At 44.3% G+C, this 14,048-nt stretch carries 17 protein-coding genes; 6 read left to right on the forward strand and 11 right to left on the reverse strand.

Annotation, left to right across the window (positions count from 1 at the left end; all coding sequences use genetic code 11):
* Positions 1–16 precede the first annotated feature (16 nt).
* Positions 17–1,255: a uracil-xanthine permease family protein gene (locus OCW38_RS03855; RefSeq protein ID WP_010436565.1), complete on the reverse strand. Its 1,239-nt coding sequence runs from the start codon at positions 1,253–1,255 to the stop codon at positions 17–19.
* Positions 1,256–1,532: 277 nt separating this feature from the next.
* On the opposite strand from OCW38_RS03855, the gene OCW38_RS03860 reads away from it, so the two are divergent.
* Positions 1,533–2,798 carry a DUF2066 domain-containing protein gene (locus OCW38_RS03860; RefSeq protein ID WP_010436567.1) on the forward strand — a complete coding sequence of 422 codons (1,266 nt, stop codon included), beginning with the start codon at positions 1,533–1,535 and terminating at the stop codon, positions 2,796–2,798.
* A gap of 130 nt (positions 2,799–2,928) precedes the next feature.
* Here OCW38_RS03860 and OCW38_RS03865 read toward each other — a convergent pair whose 3' ends face one another.
* The 4 genes from OCW38_RS03865 to bepA all read right to left on the reverse strand — a co-directional run bounded on the left by OCW38_RS03865 (position 2,929) and on the right by bepA (position 5,882).
* A complete protein-coding gene (locus OCW38_RS03865; RefSeq protein WP_016799024.1) occupies positions 2,929–3,366 on the reverse strand; it encodes a DUF2069 domain-containing protein in 438 nt (145 codons plus the stop codon).
* On the reverse strand, positions 3,363–3,956 hold the full coding sequence (wrbA, locus tag OCW38_RS03870) for an NAD(P)H:quinone oxidoreductase (RefSeq protein ID WP_016793819.1): 594 nt from the start codon (positions 3,954–3,956) through the stop codon (positions 3,363–3,365). Before wrbA ends, OCW38_RS03865 begins: the two co-directional genes overlap by 4 nt.
* Before the next feature lie 6 nt (positions 3,957–3,962).
* Positions 3,963–4,313, reverse strand: a complete 351-nt coding sequence (gene arsC / locus OCW38_RS03875; RefSeq protein WP_065100261.1) for an arsenate reductase (glutaredoxin) — start codon at positions 4,311–4,313, stop codon at positions 3,963–3,965.
* Between the two features lie 114 nt (positions 4,314–4,427).
* Positions 4,428–5,882 (reverse strand): beta-barrel assembly-enhancing protease, encoded by a 1,455-nt coding sequence (bepA, locus tag OCW38_RS03880; RefSeq protein ID WP_261895169.1) that lies wholly within the window; start codon positions 5,880–5,882, stop codon positions 4,428–4,430.
* Positions 5,883–6,060: 178 nt separating this feature from the next.
* Here bepA and OCW38_RS03885 point away from each other — a divergent pair, with 178 nt between their 5' ends.
* On the forward strand, positions 6,061–6,300 hold the full coding sequence (locus tag OCW38_RS03885) for a sulfurtransferase TusA family protein (RefSeq protein WP_010436581.1): 240 nt from the start codon (positions 6,061–6,063) through the stop codon (positions 6,298–6,300).
* Entirely contained in the window at positions 6,293–7,369 is a 1,077-nt protein-coding gene (locus tag OCW38_RS03890) for an AI-2E family transporter (RefSeq protein WP_261895171.1), read from the forward strand. The genes OCW38_RS03885 and OCW38_RS03890 overlap by 8 nt, the downstream gene beginning before the upstream one ends.
* A 104-nt stretch (positions 7,370–7,473) precedes the next feature.
* Here OCW38_RS03890 and bcp read toward each other — a convergent pair whose 3' ends face one another.
* On the reverse strand, positions 7,474–7,944 hold the full coding sequence (bcp, locus tag OCW38_RS03895) for a thioredoxin-dependent thiol peroxidase (RefSeq protein WP_010436585.1): 471 nt from the start codon (positions 7,942–7,944) through the stop codon (positions 7,474–7,476).
* A 12-nt stretch (positions 7,945–7,956) separates the two neighbouring features.
* Positions 7,957–8,499 (reverse strand): glycine cleavage system protein R, encoded by a 543-nt coding sequence (locus OCW38_RS03900; RefSeq protein ID WP_010436587.1) that lies wholly within the window; start codon positions 8,497–8,499, stop codon positions 7,957–7,959.
* A gap of 373 nt (positions 8,500–8,872) precedes the next feature.
* Here OCW38_RS03900 and dapA point away from each other — a divergent pair, with 373 nt between their 5' ends.
* Positions 8,873–9,751 (forward strand): 4-hydroxy-tetrahydrodipicolinate synthase, encoded by an 879-nt coding sequence (dapA, locus tag OCW38_RS03905; RefSeq protein ID WP_010436589.1) that lies wholly within the window; start codon positions 8,873–8,875, stop codon positions 9,749–9,751.
* Between the two features lie 49 nt (positions 9,752–9,800).
* A complete protein-coding gene (gene bamC / locus OCW38_RS03910; RefSeq protein WP_016767915.1) occupies positions 9,801–10,847 on the forward strand; it encodes an outer membrane protein assembly factor BamC in 1,047 nt (348 codons plus the stop codon).
* A gap of 155 nt (positions 10,848–11,002) precedes the next feature.
* On the opposite strand, the gene OCW38_RS03915 is transcribed toward bamC, so the two are convergent.
* From OCW38_RS03915 to OCW38_RS03930, 4 genes are all read right to left on the reverse strand, one after another.
* Positions 11,003–11,212: a DUF2897 family protein gene (locus OCW38_RS03915; RefSeq protein ID WP_010436593.1), complete on the reverse strand. Its 210-nt coding sequence runs from the start codon at positions 11,210–11,212 to the stop codon at positions 11,003–11,005.
* 8 nt (positions 11,213–11,220) lie between these two features.
* Entirely contained in the window at positions 11,221–11,895 is a 675-nt protein-coding gene (locus tag OCW38_RS03920; protein WP_016787737.1) for a M15 family metallopeptidase, read from the reverse strand.
* Positions 11,896–11,940: 45 nt separating this feature from the next.
* Complete coding sequence (gene dapE, locus OCW38_RS03925) at positions 11,941–13,077, reverse strand: succinyl-diaminopimelate desuccinylase (RefSeq protein WP_016787736.1); 1,137 nt, start codon at positions 13,075–13,077, stop codon at positions 11,941–11,943.
* Between the two features lie 99 nt (positions 13,078–13,176).
* Positions 13,177–13,524, reverse strand: a complete 348-nt coding sequence (locus OCW38_RS03930; RefSeq protein WP_010436602.1) for an ArsC family reductase — start codon at positions 13,522–13,524, stop codon at positions 13,177–13,179.
* Between the two features lie 205 nt (positions 13,525–13,729).
* Here OCW38_RS03930 and OCW38_RS03935 point away from each other — a divergent pair, with 205 nt between their 5' ends.
* Complete coding sequence (locus OCW38_RS03935; RefSeq protein WP_004741665.1) at positions 13,730–14,017, forward strand: winged helix-turn-helix domain-containing protein; 288 nt, start codon at positions 13,730–13,732, stop codon at positions 14,015–14,017.
* The last annotated feature ends 31 nt before the right edge of the window (positions 14,018–14,048 follow it).

Here is a 14,048-nt window from a genome sequence, read left to right on the forward strand (position 1 = left end):
TAGCACTACCGATGGATTAATCGATTTGAGCTTTGTCTACCACAGTATTGTCACCTAGCTCTTCTGGAAGTACTAGGTTAAGTAGAATCGCCACGATACCGCACAAGCTTACGCCTTGTAGGCTGAAGTCACCAATACCAAAGGCCATACCGCCAATACCAAAGACTAAAGTAATACCCACAATCACAAGGTTACGTGATTTATGCAGGTCAACGTTGTTCTTGATGAGTGTGTTAAGGCCCACTGTTGCGATAGAGCCAAACAGTAGAATCATGATGCCACCCATTACAGGAACCGGAATCGTTTGAAGTAGTGCGCCTAGCTTACCAACCAATGCAAGAACGATAGCAGTAACAGCAGCCCAAGTCATGATCACTGGGTTGAATGCTTTCGTCAGCATTACTGCACCTGTTACTTCACTGTAGGTTGTGTTTGGCGGAGCGCCCAGCATAGAAGCTGCGATTGTAGCCACGCCGTCGCCTGTGATAGTACGGTGTAAACCTGGCTTTTTAAGGTAGTCTTTACCGGTTACGTTAGAGATAGCAAGCATGTCCCCTACGTGCTCTACGGCTGGTGCGATAGCAACAAACACCATAAAGAAGATAGCGTTGATGTTAAATTCTGGTGCTGTGAAGTTAGGTAGTGCTAACCAGGCTGCTTGAGTGACAGGGGTAAAATCAACGACTCCGTATACTAAGCTCGTTACATAACCCGCTACAATACCACCAAAGATAGGCAGTAGTTTAAGGAAGCCTTTCGAGAAAACACTGATGACAATCGTCACTAGTAGTGAAATAGAAGAGATCCATAATGCTGCATCAGCATCGATAAGTTGCACAGCACCATCACCGGTTTTGCCTAACGCCATGTTTACTGCAACGGGTGCAAGACCTAAGCCGATCACCATGATTACAGGGCCAACCACGACTGGTGGAAGTAGTTTATGGATGAAAGCAACACCTCGAACTTTAATCAATGCGCCCATTAAGACATACACAACACCCGCAGCCATTAGGCCGCCCATTGTTGCGCCAATGCCCCAAGTTTGAATACCAAACATGATAGGTGCGATGAATGCAAAAGAAGATGCTAAGAAGATTGGCACTGAGCGGCGTGTAATCAGTTGGAATAAAAGAGTACCGATACCCGCGCCAAAGAGTGCAACGTTAGGATCAAGCCCAGTTAGTAGCGGCACTAATACAAGTGCACCAAAAGCTACAAACAGCATTTGCGCACCTTGCAAAGCATTTTTCATGTGAAGTCCTTAAATTGGTCGTTATATGAAAAGTGGAAAATAAAATTCGCAGGATTCTATCACTTAGCAATCGATTGCTATACCAAATAGATCAAATTTATTTATCTTAGTGATGTTTGTTGCTATCAAAATAAGAAGAAATACAGTTTACAAGTGAACGATTTATCATGGTCAGGTGATATTTTGTGGTTATTAAACACAGTGGGCGCTATCGACCTTGCCCCCCAATCCATAGTTGCTTATCATCTAGGCACAAGATTTGAATATTAGGATCAGTATGCGCTACATAGCATTTTTGTTAATGGCACTATTAGCCTCTCCGAGTTATGCATTAACTCAAGTAGATATTTTTAGTGCTGAAGTTGCGATTAACGCTGAAAACAAGCAGCCAGAACAAGTGGCAAGAAATACCGGTATGGAGCAGGTATTGATACGTGCGACTGGCCAAACTGATGTTGCATCGAACGAAACCATTCAAAAGGCGATGCGTAAGAGTTCGCAGTACATGTCTCAAATGAGTTTTGGCGAGAGCAATGACCAATCAACATTGCGCATGCGTTTTAACGGTGCTCAAATCCGTTCTCTATTGACCCAAGCGCAGTTACCGTACTGGCCTGATACTCGTTCAAACATTCTTGTTTGGCTCGTAGAAGAAGACAACTACGACAAAAATATTGTGTGGGAACACTCCAACTCACAATTAGCGGCAGGTTTACAAGCTAACGCAAAAGAGCGCGGCTTGCCTCTAACGCTACCTGTGGGTGACTTTGATGATATTACAGGTATTGCGACTTCTGATTTGTGGGGCAGCTTTGTTACGCCAATCAGTAAAGCGAGTCAGCGTTACCCTGTTGATGCTGTGTTGGTGATTAAGGCTCAATCTTCAGGTTTACGTTGGACTTTGTACGATCAAAAGCCGAGTCAATTGACGAGCGCACCAACATCGCCAGTGAGCGGTTCAGTGTCGGGTAACAGCGCTACGACTTCTAAGAAGCTAGTCGACCAAATCAGCAACTACTACGCAGGTAAAAGTGCGGTTACCGTAGCCAGTGAATCTTCGGAATCAATATTAACGCAGTTTATTAGCTTGAATAACGCGCAGGATTTCTTCCAACTGGAGAACGCACTTAAGCGTCTAAATTCAGTTGCAAGTTTAGATATTCTCAAGATTCAAAACAACGAAGTGACGTTCCGAATTCACTTATTGTCGACTCAACAAGAGTTTGAGCAAGAAGTGGAAAGCATTCGCCAAGTCGCAAAGGTTGAAGAATCTTACATTGAACCTGAAGTGAGCCCTGAATTTGAAACGCAAGACAACGCCATGTCTGTAGGCGATGATTCAGCAGCTATTACTGATACGACCCTGAACGATGGCGCAGAAGCGACGGTTAACGAAGCAGACCCAAGTGTTCAAGTCATCAAAGGTAGTAAGTTATCAGCTAAAGCGGATGCTGAGCTAACGAATACGTCTGGCTCGGAAGAGCTAACAGTTGTTGCGCCAGTACATGCTAAGCCAAGTCTAGTATACGAATGGGTTCGCTAGTAATGGTCTACTGACATTGCGGATTGAAATGCATTCATGAAAAAGCCCTGCAAGAGAAATCTCGCAGGGCTTTTTGTTTGTTTATTGTTGCTTTTTCTACTTGTACTAGCTAAAGGTAACCGAACCTAAGTTATTGCTCGAACTTAGCTTTCTCTTTCTTTTCTACTTCAGAAAGACGCTTGAGCTTGATGCCCAACTCTTTTGCTCTGAAACGAGTAAATAAGATATTACCCGCGAACCCTAAGGTAGTCAGGAGTAGTTCTACAGCCGCTAATAATCGCTCACCACCGTCTATATACAAAATAGTTAATGCGTGTAGGAAGTAGAGCATTAAGACGAAATTCGCCCAAGCATGCGTATAAGGTTTGCCTGCTAGAATGCCTGGTAATGGCAGTAACAGTGGTATAGCCCAAGCAATCGCAAGCGTTATATTACTTAGATGAGGGTGCGGCGAAAGTGTCATCTGCCAAGCGACTACCCAGAATAAAAGTGACAAGTTACCCGCTAGCGCAAGGTAGCGAAATAACTTGGTTTTGGGAGACATAGCCTTCTCTGGCATATACATCATTGAGAAATTCCCTTCTGGTTTATGGCGATGCGCGCTAGGCGTTTACCTAGGTTTTGCGCTAACTCAATTTCATCTTTGCTTAAAGAAGCGCTCTCTCCAGTACTGCTTGCACCATAAGGTGTGCCGCCGGTTTGAGTGGTGTGTAGTACTGGCTCTGAGTAGGGGATACCCACTAATAACATGCCATGATGAAGCAGAGGTAGCATCATGCTTTGTTGTGTGGTCTCTTGACCCCCATGCAGTGATGAAGATGAGGTAAATACGCAACCGGGTTTGTCTATAAGATCGCCATTGATCCATAGTGATGTTGTGCTATCCCAAAAGTGCTTCATTGGCCCAGCCATATTGCCAAACCATACTGGACTACCTAGTGCTAAACCATCGCAAGAACGGAGATCTTGCAAGGTCGCAATAGGATCTGTTGGTTGATAGCGCGAATCAGGCTGCTCTTCTACTGTGTACACGTCGTTCACCGTTCTTAGCATGGCTTCGCAGTTCGGGATGGATTCAACCCCTCGTGCAATCTGTCTTGCTAGAGCTTGAGTATTGCCGTGGCGACTGTAGTAGAGAACAAGGATGTTGATACTCATATTGGCTTACAAAATCTCTAATACTTGTTCTGGTGGACGACCAATCTTTGCTTTGTTGTTCGCGACAACCACAGGGCGCTCAAACAGTTTTGGATTCTTGGCCATTGCAGAGAAAAGCTCCTCATCAGTCACTGATGTATCAGCCAAGTTTGCTTTTTTGTAGTCAGTTTCTTTGGTGCGCATCATTTCGCGAACACTGTCAAAACCCAGTTGAGTGAAAAGTACTTTCAGCTGCTCGACAGTTAAAGGCGTGTCTAGATACCTGATAACTTCTGGTTGTATACCGTTAGCTTCAAGTAGTTCGAGAGTTTGACGGCTCTTTGAGCAACGTGGGTTATGATAAATCACGACAGACATGGTTCTTCCTCATTATTATTTTTGGTTTGATTTTCAGGAGAAGCCATTCGAGTGGCTTCTTCACTGTATCCGTTGAGCTTTCGTTTTTCGTTTACTTGCAGCGAGCTGAGCGATTTACTGTAGCGATAAGAAACGTTCACGCTGAATCATTAATTGGTCAATTCGAGCATCGTAACGCGCTTGTTTTAGGCTACCGAGTTCTGCGATTTGGCTTGCTTGCGTATAGTACTGAATCGCTTTGTTCCAGTTAGCTTGCAATGCCAAAATCTCTGCACGAGCGGCAAGGTCTTCGTCGCTGTTACCTAGGTTAATGTTTACCTTTGAAAGCAGATGCCAGCCATTGGTGTCGTTCGGGGTGTCATGCGTGTAACGCTGTAATACACGAACGGCTTCTTGAAGTTCTTCATTTTCAATTAGCGCATTGGCGTAGTTAATGGTTAGTACTGAGTTATTCGGTTGACGAACCAGTGCTGACTTGAGTTCTTTAATCGCAATTTCAGGCTTTTTCTGCTCGATATGCAGATCTGAAATCGCATCTAAATAAAATAGGTTTGTTGGATCGCTGTTGATGAGCTTGGTTAAAATCGGCGCTGCTTTATCTAATTTTTTAGAATCAAGGTAAACCAGTGCTTGGCCGTATTCTAATGATGGAACTAACGCTTTCGGCGCTTTTTTCAGCTTACGTTCAAACCAATCGAGAGCAGCATCATTATTGATACCCGCGTAGCGTGCAACAATGCGGGATCTTGCTAGATGGTAATCCAACGAAGGCGCCAGTTTTAGTGGTGGATAGCTACGAGCACGAGCTCGTGAATCTGTGATTCGATCTTCTGGCAATGGGTGAGTTAATAGCATTGGTGGTGGTGTACTCGCATAGCGATATTCATCGGCTAAACGGCCAAAGAAACGCGGCATAGCGTTTACATCGAACCCAGCTTTTGCAAGTGTGTTGATACCAAATCGGTCCGCTTCTTTTTCATTACTACGTGTGTAGTTTATTTGGCTTTGCATGTTGCCTGCAGTCGTTGCTGTTAGAGCTGCAATACCCGCTTCAGGAGCTGCAATTGCCAATAATACCGAGGCTGCAAGTGCTGCGATGGTCGCTGGGGAACGACGAGCTTGATCTTCCATACTACGTGCTAAGTGACGCTGAGTAACGTGCGCGATTTCGTGCGCTAATACTGAAGCTAACTCACTTTCAGATTGTGCATGCAGGAACAGACCTGAATGCAATGCTACATAGCCACCAAAGAAAGCGAACGCGTTAATGTTGCGGTCACGGATCATAAAGAATTGAAAAGGTGTCTTTACATCGTTCGCGTTCGCGACAAGGCGGTGGCCTAGCGTATCAATATATTGATTTAGAACCGGGTCGTTGACGATAGGCTGACTGCTTCTAATGATGCGCATGTAGGCATCACCATAAATTAGTTCTTGATCGATAGTGAGTGTGCCACCAGCCGCGGTGCCAATATCTGGAAGCTCCAAACTGTTGGTGTTTGCCAACGTTGGGGTGCTTAATGTAGCTGCGATGCATAAGCAAGCAATTGAACGAGCGCGTTTAAACATATTAGTCAGTAATACTCCGTTTCTTCTGACAGTAAGACAAGTGCAATGCAAATTGGTTCTTTATCTGATTTAACCTTTGCCAAGTACGTGCGCTATCATAAAGGAAGATGAATGAATGATGGCGCGTTTTCAAAAACAGATTACAATACGACCCTTATAATAAGCATCGAGCCCAAGAATGACACCTAATATTCTAGATTTACGCCAAGAGCGATGCCCAATGGCGTTATTATTAGCCAAGCGTCACAGTGTAAAGTTAGAAGTAGGCCAATCATTGTCAATTTATGTTTCTGATAACAGCTCGATGAAAGATATTGTTACTTTTTTGTCTAAGCAAGCTTATGTTGTCATGACAGAGGTTTGTTCTAATTACCACCATCTCCTCATCACTAAAAAGGAATCGCAGTCAGATGCTTGAAATGGTCAATCGTTGGTATAAACGACGTTTCTCTGATCCACATGCTGTCAGTTTGGTTGCCATCATTCTATTCGGCTTTATTACGATCTACTTCTTTGGTCATCTCGTTGCGCCATTATTGGTTGCTATTGTTTTGGCTTACTTACTTGAGTGGCCCGTTACCCAACTTCAAAGACTTGGTGTGCCAAGAACACCATCGGTGATGTTGGTGATCATGATGTTCTTTAGCCTGATGCTGCTGGCACTGTTTGGTTTAGTACCAACGATTTGGGAGCAAGTGGGCAACCTTATTAATGATATTCCGAGCATGTATGGTAGTTTGCAAAAGTTCATTGCGACGATTCCCGAACGCTACCCTGAATTAGCCAACCTACAGATTGTTGAATCGATCATGTCTAACGCAAAGAACAAAGCGCTAGGTTTCGGTGAAAGCGTAGTGAAAGGTTCTTTAGCATCTCTTGTGAGTTTAGCGACACTTGCGGTTTACTTGATTCTTGTACCGCTTTTGATCTTCTTCTTGCTCAAGGATAAAGAAGAAATGATCAGCATGGCAAGTGGTGTATTACCTAAGAACCGCCGTCTAGCGACTAAGGTTTGGGTAGAGATGAACCAGCAAATCTCAAATTACATTCGCGGTAAAGTGTTAGAAATTCTAATTGTCGGTGGTGTCAGTTACGTAACCTTCGCAATTCTAGATTTACGTTATTCAGCACTGCTAGCGGTCGCAGTCGGTTTTTCGGTTTTGATTCCATATATCGGCGCTGCTGCTGTGACCGTTCCTGTCGCAATTGTTGGCTTGTTCCAATGGGGGCTTGAACCTCAGTTCTACTGGCTGTTACTTGCGTACGGCATCATTCAAGCGCTAGATGGTAACGTGTTGGTTCCGGTTCTGTTCTCTGAAGCAGTGAACCTTCACCCGGTCGCGATCATTGTTGCAGTATTAGTGTTTGGCGGATTATGGGGTTTCTGGGGGGTATTCTTTGCCATACCACTGGCGACCTTAGTGAAAGCGGTTTGGAACGCTCTGCCAAGCCATGCTTTAGAGGATGAGCCTGAGCATCAAAAATAACTGATTTATTATAGAAAAAGGCCGAACATCTATGATGTTCGGCCTTTTTTGCATTCGTTTAATTTGAGTGGGAAACCTAAATAATTAACGCACTCAAATTGACCTTAAGCTTCTTGATTGAAGTAATCTAAAACCACTTCGTGGTGAGTTTTAGTTTTGAACTTATTAAAGACGTGTTCAATCTGACCTTCTTCATCAATGAGGAAGCTAATACGATGTAGGCCATCATAAACCTTGCCCATAAATTTCTTCTCGCCCCAAACCCCGAACTGCTCAGCAACGCTGTGATCTTCATCTGATAACAGAGTGAAGTTCAGAGATTTCTTCTCAACGAAGTTTGGTAGGCGTTTGACTGGATCAACACTCACACCTAAAACAACCACATTTAGGTCATCAAGCTGTGCTTTGATATCACGCAGGCCTTCAGCTTGCACAATACAACCAGGGGTCATTGCTTTTGGGTAAAAGTAGAAAAGGACTTTTTTACCTTTGAAGTCACCAAGAGATACGATATTGCCATCTTGATCTGGAAGAGAAAAAGCAGGTGCTGGAACACCAGCCGTTAGCGTATTCATGATATTTCCTTTTTAAAAACTGTTTTTGATAAAGTTGAGCGAGCCTTGAACTGATAGGCTCTGACACAGCGAATTGAATTCTTCTTGTAGCTGCATCAAATTACATTCTGATTGCACAGAAGCGGTAATAGAGATATGGAATTGGTCGTTATCGAGCTGAATCTTGGATTTGTTGATGGTTTGTGCGCTAAGCGAGTCGAGGCCGATATCACGGTCTGCGAAGAACTGAGTGAACTGCTCGGTCAGTCCGAGTTTGTCATCTGACTCAACGAAAACTTCTAACGTGTAGGAGTTCTCAATCACATCATGAGGCGAGGTTCGCTTCATAATCGTAATCAAGTCGTGCTCTTGGCCAAGCAAAGGCAGGGTGGTTTCAACCCGGGTAATATTGTTTGCCTTTCCAGACAGTAGCATGATAAGCGTAAACTCTTCACCAAATAGGGCGATACGGCTATCAATAATGTTACAGCCTGATTGGGTGACCAAATGAACCACTTGGTTGCATACACCTGGGCGATCAGTGCCCACAGCTGTGATTACTAGATGTTGAGTCATAAAATCACGTCTCTATATATTCCATTGATGCTGCATGTTAGCACAGTTAACACGAGGAATAAGCGTGCGAGCGGGGCTTTTTATGAGGCGTTTTGCTTCTCGCGTGCTGTATAGGATAGGAATATCTAGTGTGTGAAAAACAAGAAACGAACAAGAAGAAACAGCTTACCTGTTACTGACATCCAGCGATGCGGCATCCGCTAGATTGAATAAAGGTTAGCCAAATTTATAGGTAGAACGCCGTTAGAAGTCGTCTTACCTCAAACATACAACAATATTTAATGCAGATGTTGCCAGTAAGCCACTTTAATGTCTTGTGTTTATTGATTGGCTTACAGTAACATGCAAAAAGAATAAATTAAGGGAGATAGACATGTTTTCAGGAAGTATAGTTGCGCTAGTTACGCCATTTAACACAGATGGTGAAGTGGATTTCGACAGCCTTAAAAAGCTAGTTGAGCACCATATTGCTGCAGGTAGTGATGGTCTGGTTGCGGTTGGCACAACTGGTGAGTCTTCAACACTCACTATTGAAGAGCATGTCAAAGTCGTCAATAAGATCGTTGAATTTGCAGATGGTCGTATTCCTGTTATTGCAGGAACAGGCGCAAACGCAACTCACGAGTCAGTGTTATTCAGCCGTTTATTAAATGGTTCTGGTATTGCTGGTTGCCTGAGCGTAACGCCTTACTACAACAAGCCGACTCAAGAAGGTTTGTATCAACACTACAAAGCGATTGCTGAAGTAAGCGACGTTCCACAGATTCTATATAATGTACCGGGTCGTACTGCTGTAGACTTGTTACCAGAAACCGTTGCTCGTCTTTCTGAGATCGAAAATATCGTTGCACTGAAAGATGCGACGGGTGATCTCGACAGAATTGCAATTCACCGTGAACTTTGTGGCGAAGATTTTATCTTACTAAGTGGTGATGACTTAACTGGCTTAGAATTTGTTAAGCGTGGCGGCGATGGCGTGATCTCTGTAACCAATAATGTTGCAGCCGCTGATATGGCAACCATGTTCAAGCTAGCGAAAGAAGGTAAGTTTGAAGAAGCAGAAGCGATCAATGAGCGTTTGATGCCTCTACATAAGAACCTGTTCGTTGAGTCTAACCCTATTCCCGTAAAATGGGCGGTTCACAAAATGGGTCTGATTGCTGAAGGTGGCTTACGTCTACCGCTGACTGAACTGTCAGAGCCAGCTCAACCTGTTGTTGCTCAAGCAATGACTGAAGCGTGCATTTACTAAAAACGTATGAAGTGATGCCGAAGCGAACCTTCGGCATTTAGGAGTATAAATGAAGTATTCTCACCAGCTAGTGATTGGGTCACTGGCTGTTTTCGTTCTTACAGCATGTTCTGGCAGCCCGACTCAACGTCGCCAAGCCAAAGATGATTTCGAATACTTAGAAACACCTGAGTTTTCACAGTGGCAATTGCCTGAAGATGCTCAACCTCAATTTTACCCAAACTTTGACATCCCAAGCGGTGAGTTTAGTGGTGGTACCGGTCGTAAAGTGGATATTCGTCCACCACAGCAGGTTCTTGAGCTGATCCCGGGCGCTCGTGCCGAGCGTCAAAACGGTGAAGTGACGCTATGGCTTCTTCGTGCTGAAGAAGCAGACCGAGTGTGGCAAACAGCAGTAGATATGCTGGCTCAACGTGGTATTGGTATTCGTGAACAATCAGAGAATGAGATTGAGACCGATTGGGTAACTTGGGTTTCTGAAGATGAAGATGTAGAGATTGGCAGTCGCTACTCTATCGCTCGTTTCCAAACAAATAACCGCCATGGCTTCAAGATCAACCTAATTGATTGGCGTGAAGGTATTGAAGAGAAACCAGTAACCGCAACCAATAAAGAGCGTTATAACGCGTTTTTAACCAACTTAGTCATGGCTAAGTACGATGAAAACCTTCGTGCTGAAGCTGCGCTGAAAGCGCAAGAGTTGGTGAAGCGTATTCCAATTTCAATGGGTGCTGACCGCAGCGGTTTCCCTGTGATCATTGCTCGTACACCATACAACGTATTCTGGCAGCGTCTGCCTACCTTGTTACCGACGATGGGCTTTGAGCTTGAAGAACGTAATCAATCTCAGGGTACGGTAAAGGCGAAGTACGCTGCACCAGATGATGAATTCTGGGAAGAAATTGGCCTACAGCCTATCGATTTGGCGCCAGGTACATACAACTTCCTATTTGGTGACCTTGGCAACCGTACGTCGATCAACGTGACGGATGCGTCAGGTAAACCAGTAGAAGAAGAGCTGCTTAAGTCAATGGTTCCGGTACTCGCGCATATTGCTGACCAAACCAAAGATGACAAAGAAGCGAAAGCTGAGTAAGCACGACAAAATAAATCATAGAGCTGAGTCATATCAGCTCTATGATTAGCTAAAACCAATAAAAAAGAGGACACAATGTGTCCTCTTTTTTATATTCGTTGAGCAATCAGCAGCGATTTTTCCGCTAATTAGGTTGGCCCATCAGAGTAACAACATTAAGCGTTTTTGTTGTCGGTTGACTCATCTTTTTGAGTTTTCTCTTGGTTAAGCTTATCTAATTGATTGAGCTTATCTAAGTCTTTCTCTGTTTTGTTACGACCTGTCAGATCCATATTGGCGGTCTGTTTGAGCGCAGCAATATTACCTACCACAACGCTAACCACGATGATGATGATAACCCAAGGGTTTGTAAGCCACTCCAACATAAGCGCTCCTAATGATTGATATTTGCTACGAAGCGTGCATAGATTGCGTCTAGCTGCTCCATAATAATCTCATACCCTAATATTGGCTTAGATTGGAGTTGCTTGCCAAGTAAAGTAGGTGATAACTGTGATAAGCACGAGTCTGATACCTTACGGTGGCTAATATGCCACGGTTCAATCGCCACACCGCCAAGGTCTTGGTTGTACGGAAAGAAGAATCCAAACTGAGATGCATGAACAGATAACCATTGATAAAACACTTGCTGGTGGCCAGTAAGGTATTCCCATGGCTCTAATTGCAGCTGTATATCTTCAGGTAAGTGATTACGAGCAAAGACATCGAAATCACAACCCCAATGGTGACGACTCGCTCCGGGAAGCGCAGACCATCTTAGGATCGCCGACAACTTTTGTTGTTCACTGAGTGTTGAAGCATCAAGTGGTTGGCTTTCTGAGTCTAATATCGGCGCTTGACCAGAAAACTTACGATTCCAAATCAGAGATTGCCTTTCATAGTCGCGAAAGCCACTGGCAATCTCCATTTTAAAACCAGCAAGTTGAGCAGCTTCAATCAAATTGTTCAGATCATCTTTGACATCACTGTGAACCAAGAATGTCTTGGTGCCAATCAGGTTAGGTTCCAGATGAGAATCTGATTGTCCGGTAAGCTGCTCTGGTGTCATAACGCGTCTCTCAATAATGGGATGCTATGAATCTCTGGTGAAACACTATTTGGCGAAAAGATTCACTAATGTTCTTTCGTACATATCAGTGAGCTTCTCTAAATCAGCCACTTTCACGCATTCGTTAACCTTGTGAATGGTTGCATTAACCGGACCTAGTTCTACCACTTGCCCTTTCATGCGCGCAATAAAGCGTCCGTCAGATGTACCACCGGTAGTCAATAGCGCGGGTTTCACGTCGTTCACGTAACCAACTGCATCCACGATAGCATCAAGCAACGAGCCAGCGTCTGTTAAGAACGGGTCGCCATTGAATGTCCACTTTAGGTCGTATTCGAAATCGTATTTATCGAGTATTGATGTGATGCGTTCAACGATGATGTCGTTGTTTAATTCTGTACTAAAACGCAGGTTAAATTGAACGTTAAACTCGCCAGGAATGACGTTTGATGCGCCCGTACCCGCGCTTACGTTCGGAATTTGGAAGCTAGTTGGTGGGAAGTAATCATTACCTTTGTCCCACTCAGTCGTTGCCAACTCATTGATTGCAAGCAGAGAACTGTGTACGGGGTTGTTCGCTAGGTGAGGGTAGGCAACATGGCCTTGTGTACCTTTAATCGTTAGATCGCCAGTGATAGAACCGCGACGGCCGTTCTTTACGACATCACCCACGTATTCGGTGCTCGATGGTTCACCCACAATACACATGTCGATGTTCTCACCACGCGCCATCAGCGTTTCAACAACTCGTACCGTACCGTTGATGAAAGGGCCTTCTTCATCTGATGTGATAAGGAAGCCGATTGAGCCTGTGTGATCAGGGTGCTTAGCTATGAATTGCTCTACGGCAACGATCATTGAAGCCAGGGAACCTTTCATGTCTGCTGCGCCACGGCCGTGAAGGAAACCGTCGACTATAGTCGGCTCAAATGGCTTGGTGTTCCATTGTTCAATTGGACCTGCTGGCACAACGTCTGTGTGACCAGCAAAAGCAAACAGAGGTGCTTCTGTGCCACGGCGAGCCCAAAAGTTAGTGGTATCTTCAAATACCATCACTTCGATTTCAAAGCCGAGCGCTTTTAAGCGTTCAATCATTAAGTCTTGGCAACCTGCGTCTTCAGGCGTTACTGATTGGCGGCTAATGAGATCTTTTGCCAGAGCCAAAGTTGGGCTATCTGTCATCCTTGAATTCCTTGTTTAAATAAAACGTATAGTCATTAATTTTTAGGGCGTTGCATCAGTGATCAACGTCCGGTTGTCTTTCGATATAAATGCGGTGCTCTAAGCAAAAATAGCGGCGTATTGGTCAGCTTTAAATCCGATGTGAAGCTTACCGTCCACTTTTAGGATTGGGCGCTTAATCATTGCCGGTTGCTCAACAAGCAGAGACACGGCTTTGTCTTCCGTTAACGTCTCTTTCTGTTCTTGTGAAAGTTGGCGATAAGTCGTACCACGTTTGTTCAGCACAAGTTCCCAACCAAGCTCTGAGCAGAAGCTTGTTACTAGCTCTTCTGTGATGCCTTGCTTGCGATAATCGTGAAATTCGAACTCGATACCTTCAGCTTCGAGCCATTTCTTTGCTTTTTTAATGGTGTCGCAATTTGGGATACCAAACATAGTGATAGTCATTATTCTTCCTTTGGGTGATTTTATTTCATTGTTATGAGTTGAATCCTATCAGGAAGCGGCAATTCAGACAAAATAGAGTGAGGAATATTTCATAGAGTGAAAAAAAACAGTAAGAAAATGTCACTATTGGAGACTTATTGATCAGCCTCAACATGTTGTCAGCGAAAAAAGAAATAATTGAGCTGCACATATATAGGAGGTGTCAATGGAGTTGAGTCCTGTTTTTGCAAGGCGGCTATATTTAGCATTGTTAGTGGAAAGCCTTGATAGGCCAAATGTGCCTAAACTCATCGAAAAAACGGGTTGGCCTCGTCGTACGATTCAAGATGTACTCAAGGCGCTACCGGGGATCGGTATCGAACTTATGTTTGTTCAAGATGGGCGACGTCATAATGATGGTTATTACCAGTTATCCGACTGGGGGCCGTTTGATAGTCAGTGGGTTCTAGAACGTAAAGGCGATATAGCGACAAGCCTTGGATTTAGTGCATAAGCCAGCGAAAGCTGGCTTTCTTTTGGGCGTC

It is taken from the genome of Vibrio cyclitrophicus (assembly GCF_024347435.1).
Taxonomy (GTDB): domain Bacteria; phylum Pseudomonadota; class Gammaproteobacteria; order Enterobacterales; family Vibrionaceae; genus Vibrio; species Vibrio cyclitrophicus.

Bases quoted from the DNA above. Each gene is read 5' to 3' on its own strand.
- OCW38_RS03855 (WP_010436565.1), bottom strand. From the start codon at position 1,255: ATGAAAAATGCTTTGCAAGGTGCGCAAATGCTGTTTGTAGCTTTTGGT.
- OCW38_RS03860 (WP_010436567.1), top strand. From the start codon at position 1,533: ATGCGCTACATAGCATTTTTGTTAATGGCACTATTAGCCTCTCCGAGT.
- OCW38_RS03865 (WP_016799024.1), bottom strand. From the start codon at position 3,366: ATGATGTATATGCCAGAGAAGGCTATGTCTCCCAAAACCAAGTTATTT.
- wrbA (WP_016793819.1), bottom strand. From the start codon at position 3,956: ATGAGTATCAACATCCTTGTTCTCTACTACAGTCGCCACGGCAATACT.
- arsC (WP_065100261.1), bottom strand. From the start codon at position 4,313: ATGTCTGTCGTGATTTATCATAACCCACGTTGCTCAAAGAGCCGTCAA.
- bepA (WP_261895169.1), bottom strand. From the start codon at position 5,882: ATGTTTAAACGCGCTCGTTCAATTGCTTGCTTATGCATCGCAGCTACA.
- OCW38_RS03885 (WP_010436581.1), top strand. From the start codon at position 6,061: ATGACACCTAATATTCTAGATTTACGCCAAGAGCGATGCCCAATGGCG.
- OCW38_RS03890 (WP_261895171.1), top strand. From the start codon at position 6,293: ATGCTTGAAATGGTCAATCGTTGGTATAAACGACGTTTCTCTGATCCA.
- bcp (WP_010436585.1), bottom strand. From the start codon at position 7,944: ATGAATACGCTAACGGCTGGTGTTCCAGCACCTGCTTTTTCTCTTCCA.
- OCW38_RS03900 (WP_010436587.1), bottom strand. From the start codon at position 8,499: ATGACTCAACATCTAGTAATCACAGCTGTGGGCACTGATCGCCCAGGT.
- dapA (WP_010436589.1), top strand. From the start codon at position 8,873: ATGTTTTCAGGAAGTATAGTTGCGCTAGTTACGCCATTTAACACAGAT.
- bamC (WP_016767915.1), top strand. From the start codon at position 9,801: ATGAAGTATTCTCACCAGCTAGTGATTGGGTCACTGGCTGTTTTCGTT.
- OCW38_RS03915 (WP_010436593.1), bottom strand. From the start codon at position 11,212: ATGTTGGAGTGGCTTACAAACCCTTGGGTTATCATCATCATCGTGGTT.
- OCW38_RS03920 (WP_016787737.1), bottom strand. From the start codon at position 11,895: ATGACACCAGAGCAGCTTACCGGACAATCAGATTCTCATCTGGAACCT.
- dapE (WP_016787736.1), bottom strand. From the start codon at position 13,077: ATGACAGATAGCCCAACTTTGGCTCTGGCAAAAGATCTCATTAGCCGC.
- OCW38_RS03930 (WP_010436602.1), bottom strand. From the start codon at position 13,524: ATGACTATCACTATGTTTGGTATCCCAAATTGCGACACCATTAAAAAA.
- OCW38_RS03935 (WP_004741665.1), top strand. From the start codon at position 13,730: ATGGAGTTGAGTCCTGTTTTTGCAAGGCGGCTATATTTAGCATTGTTA.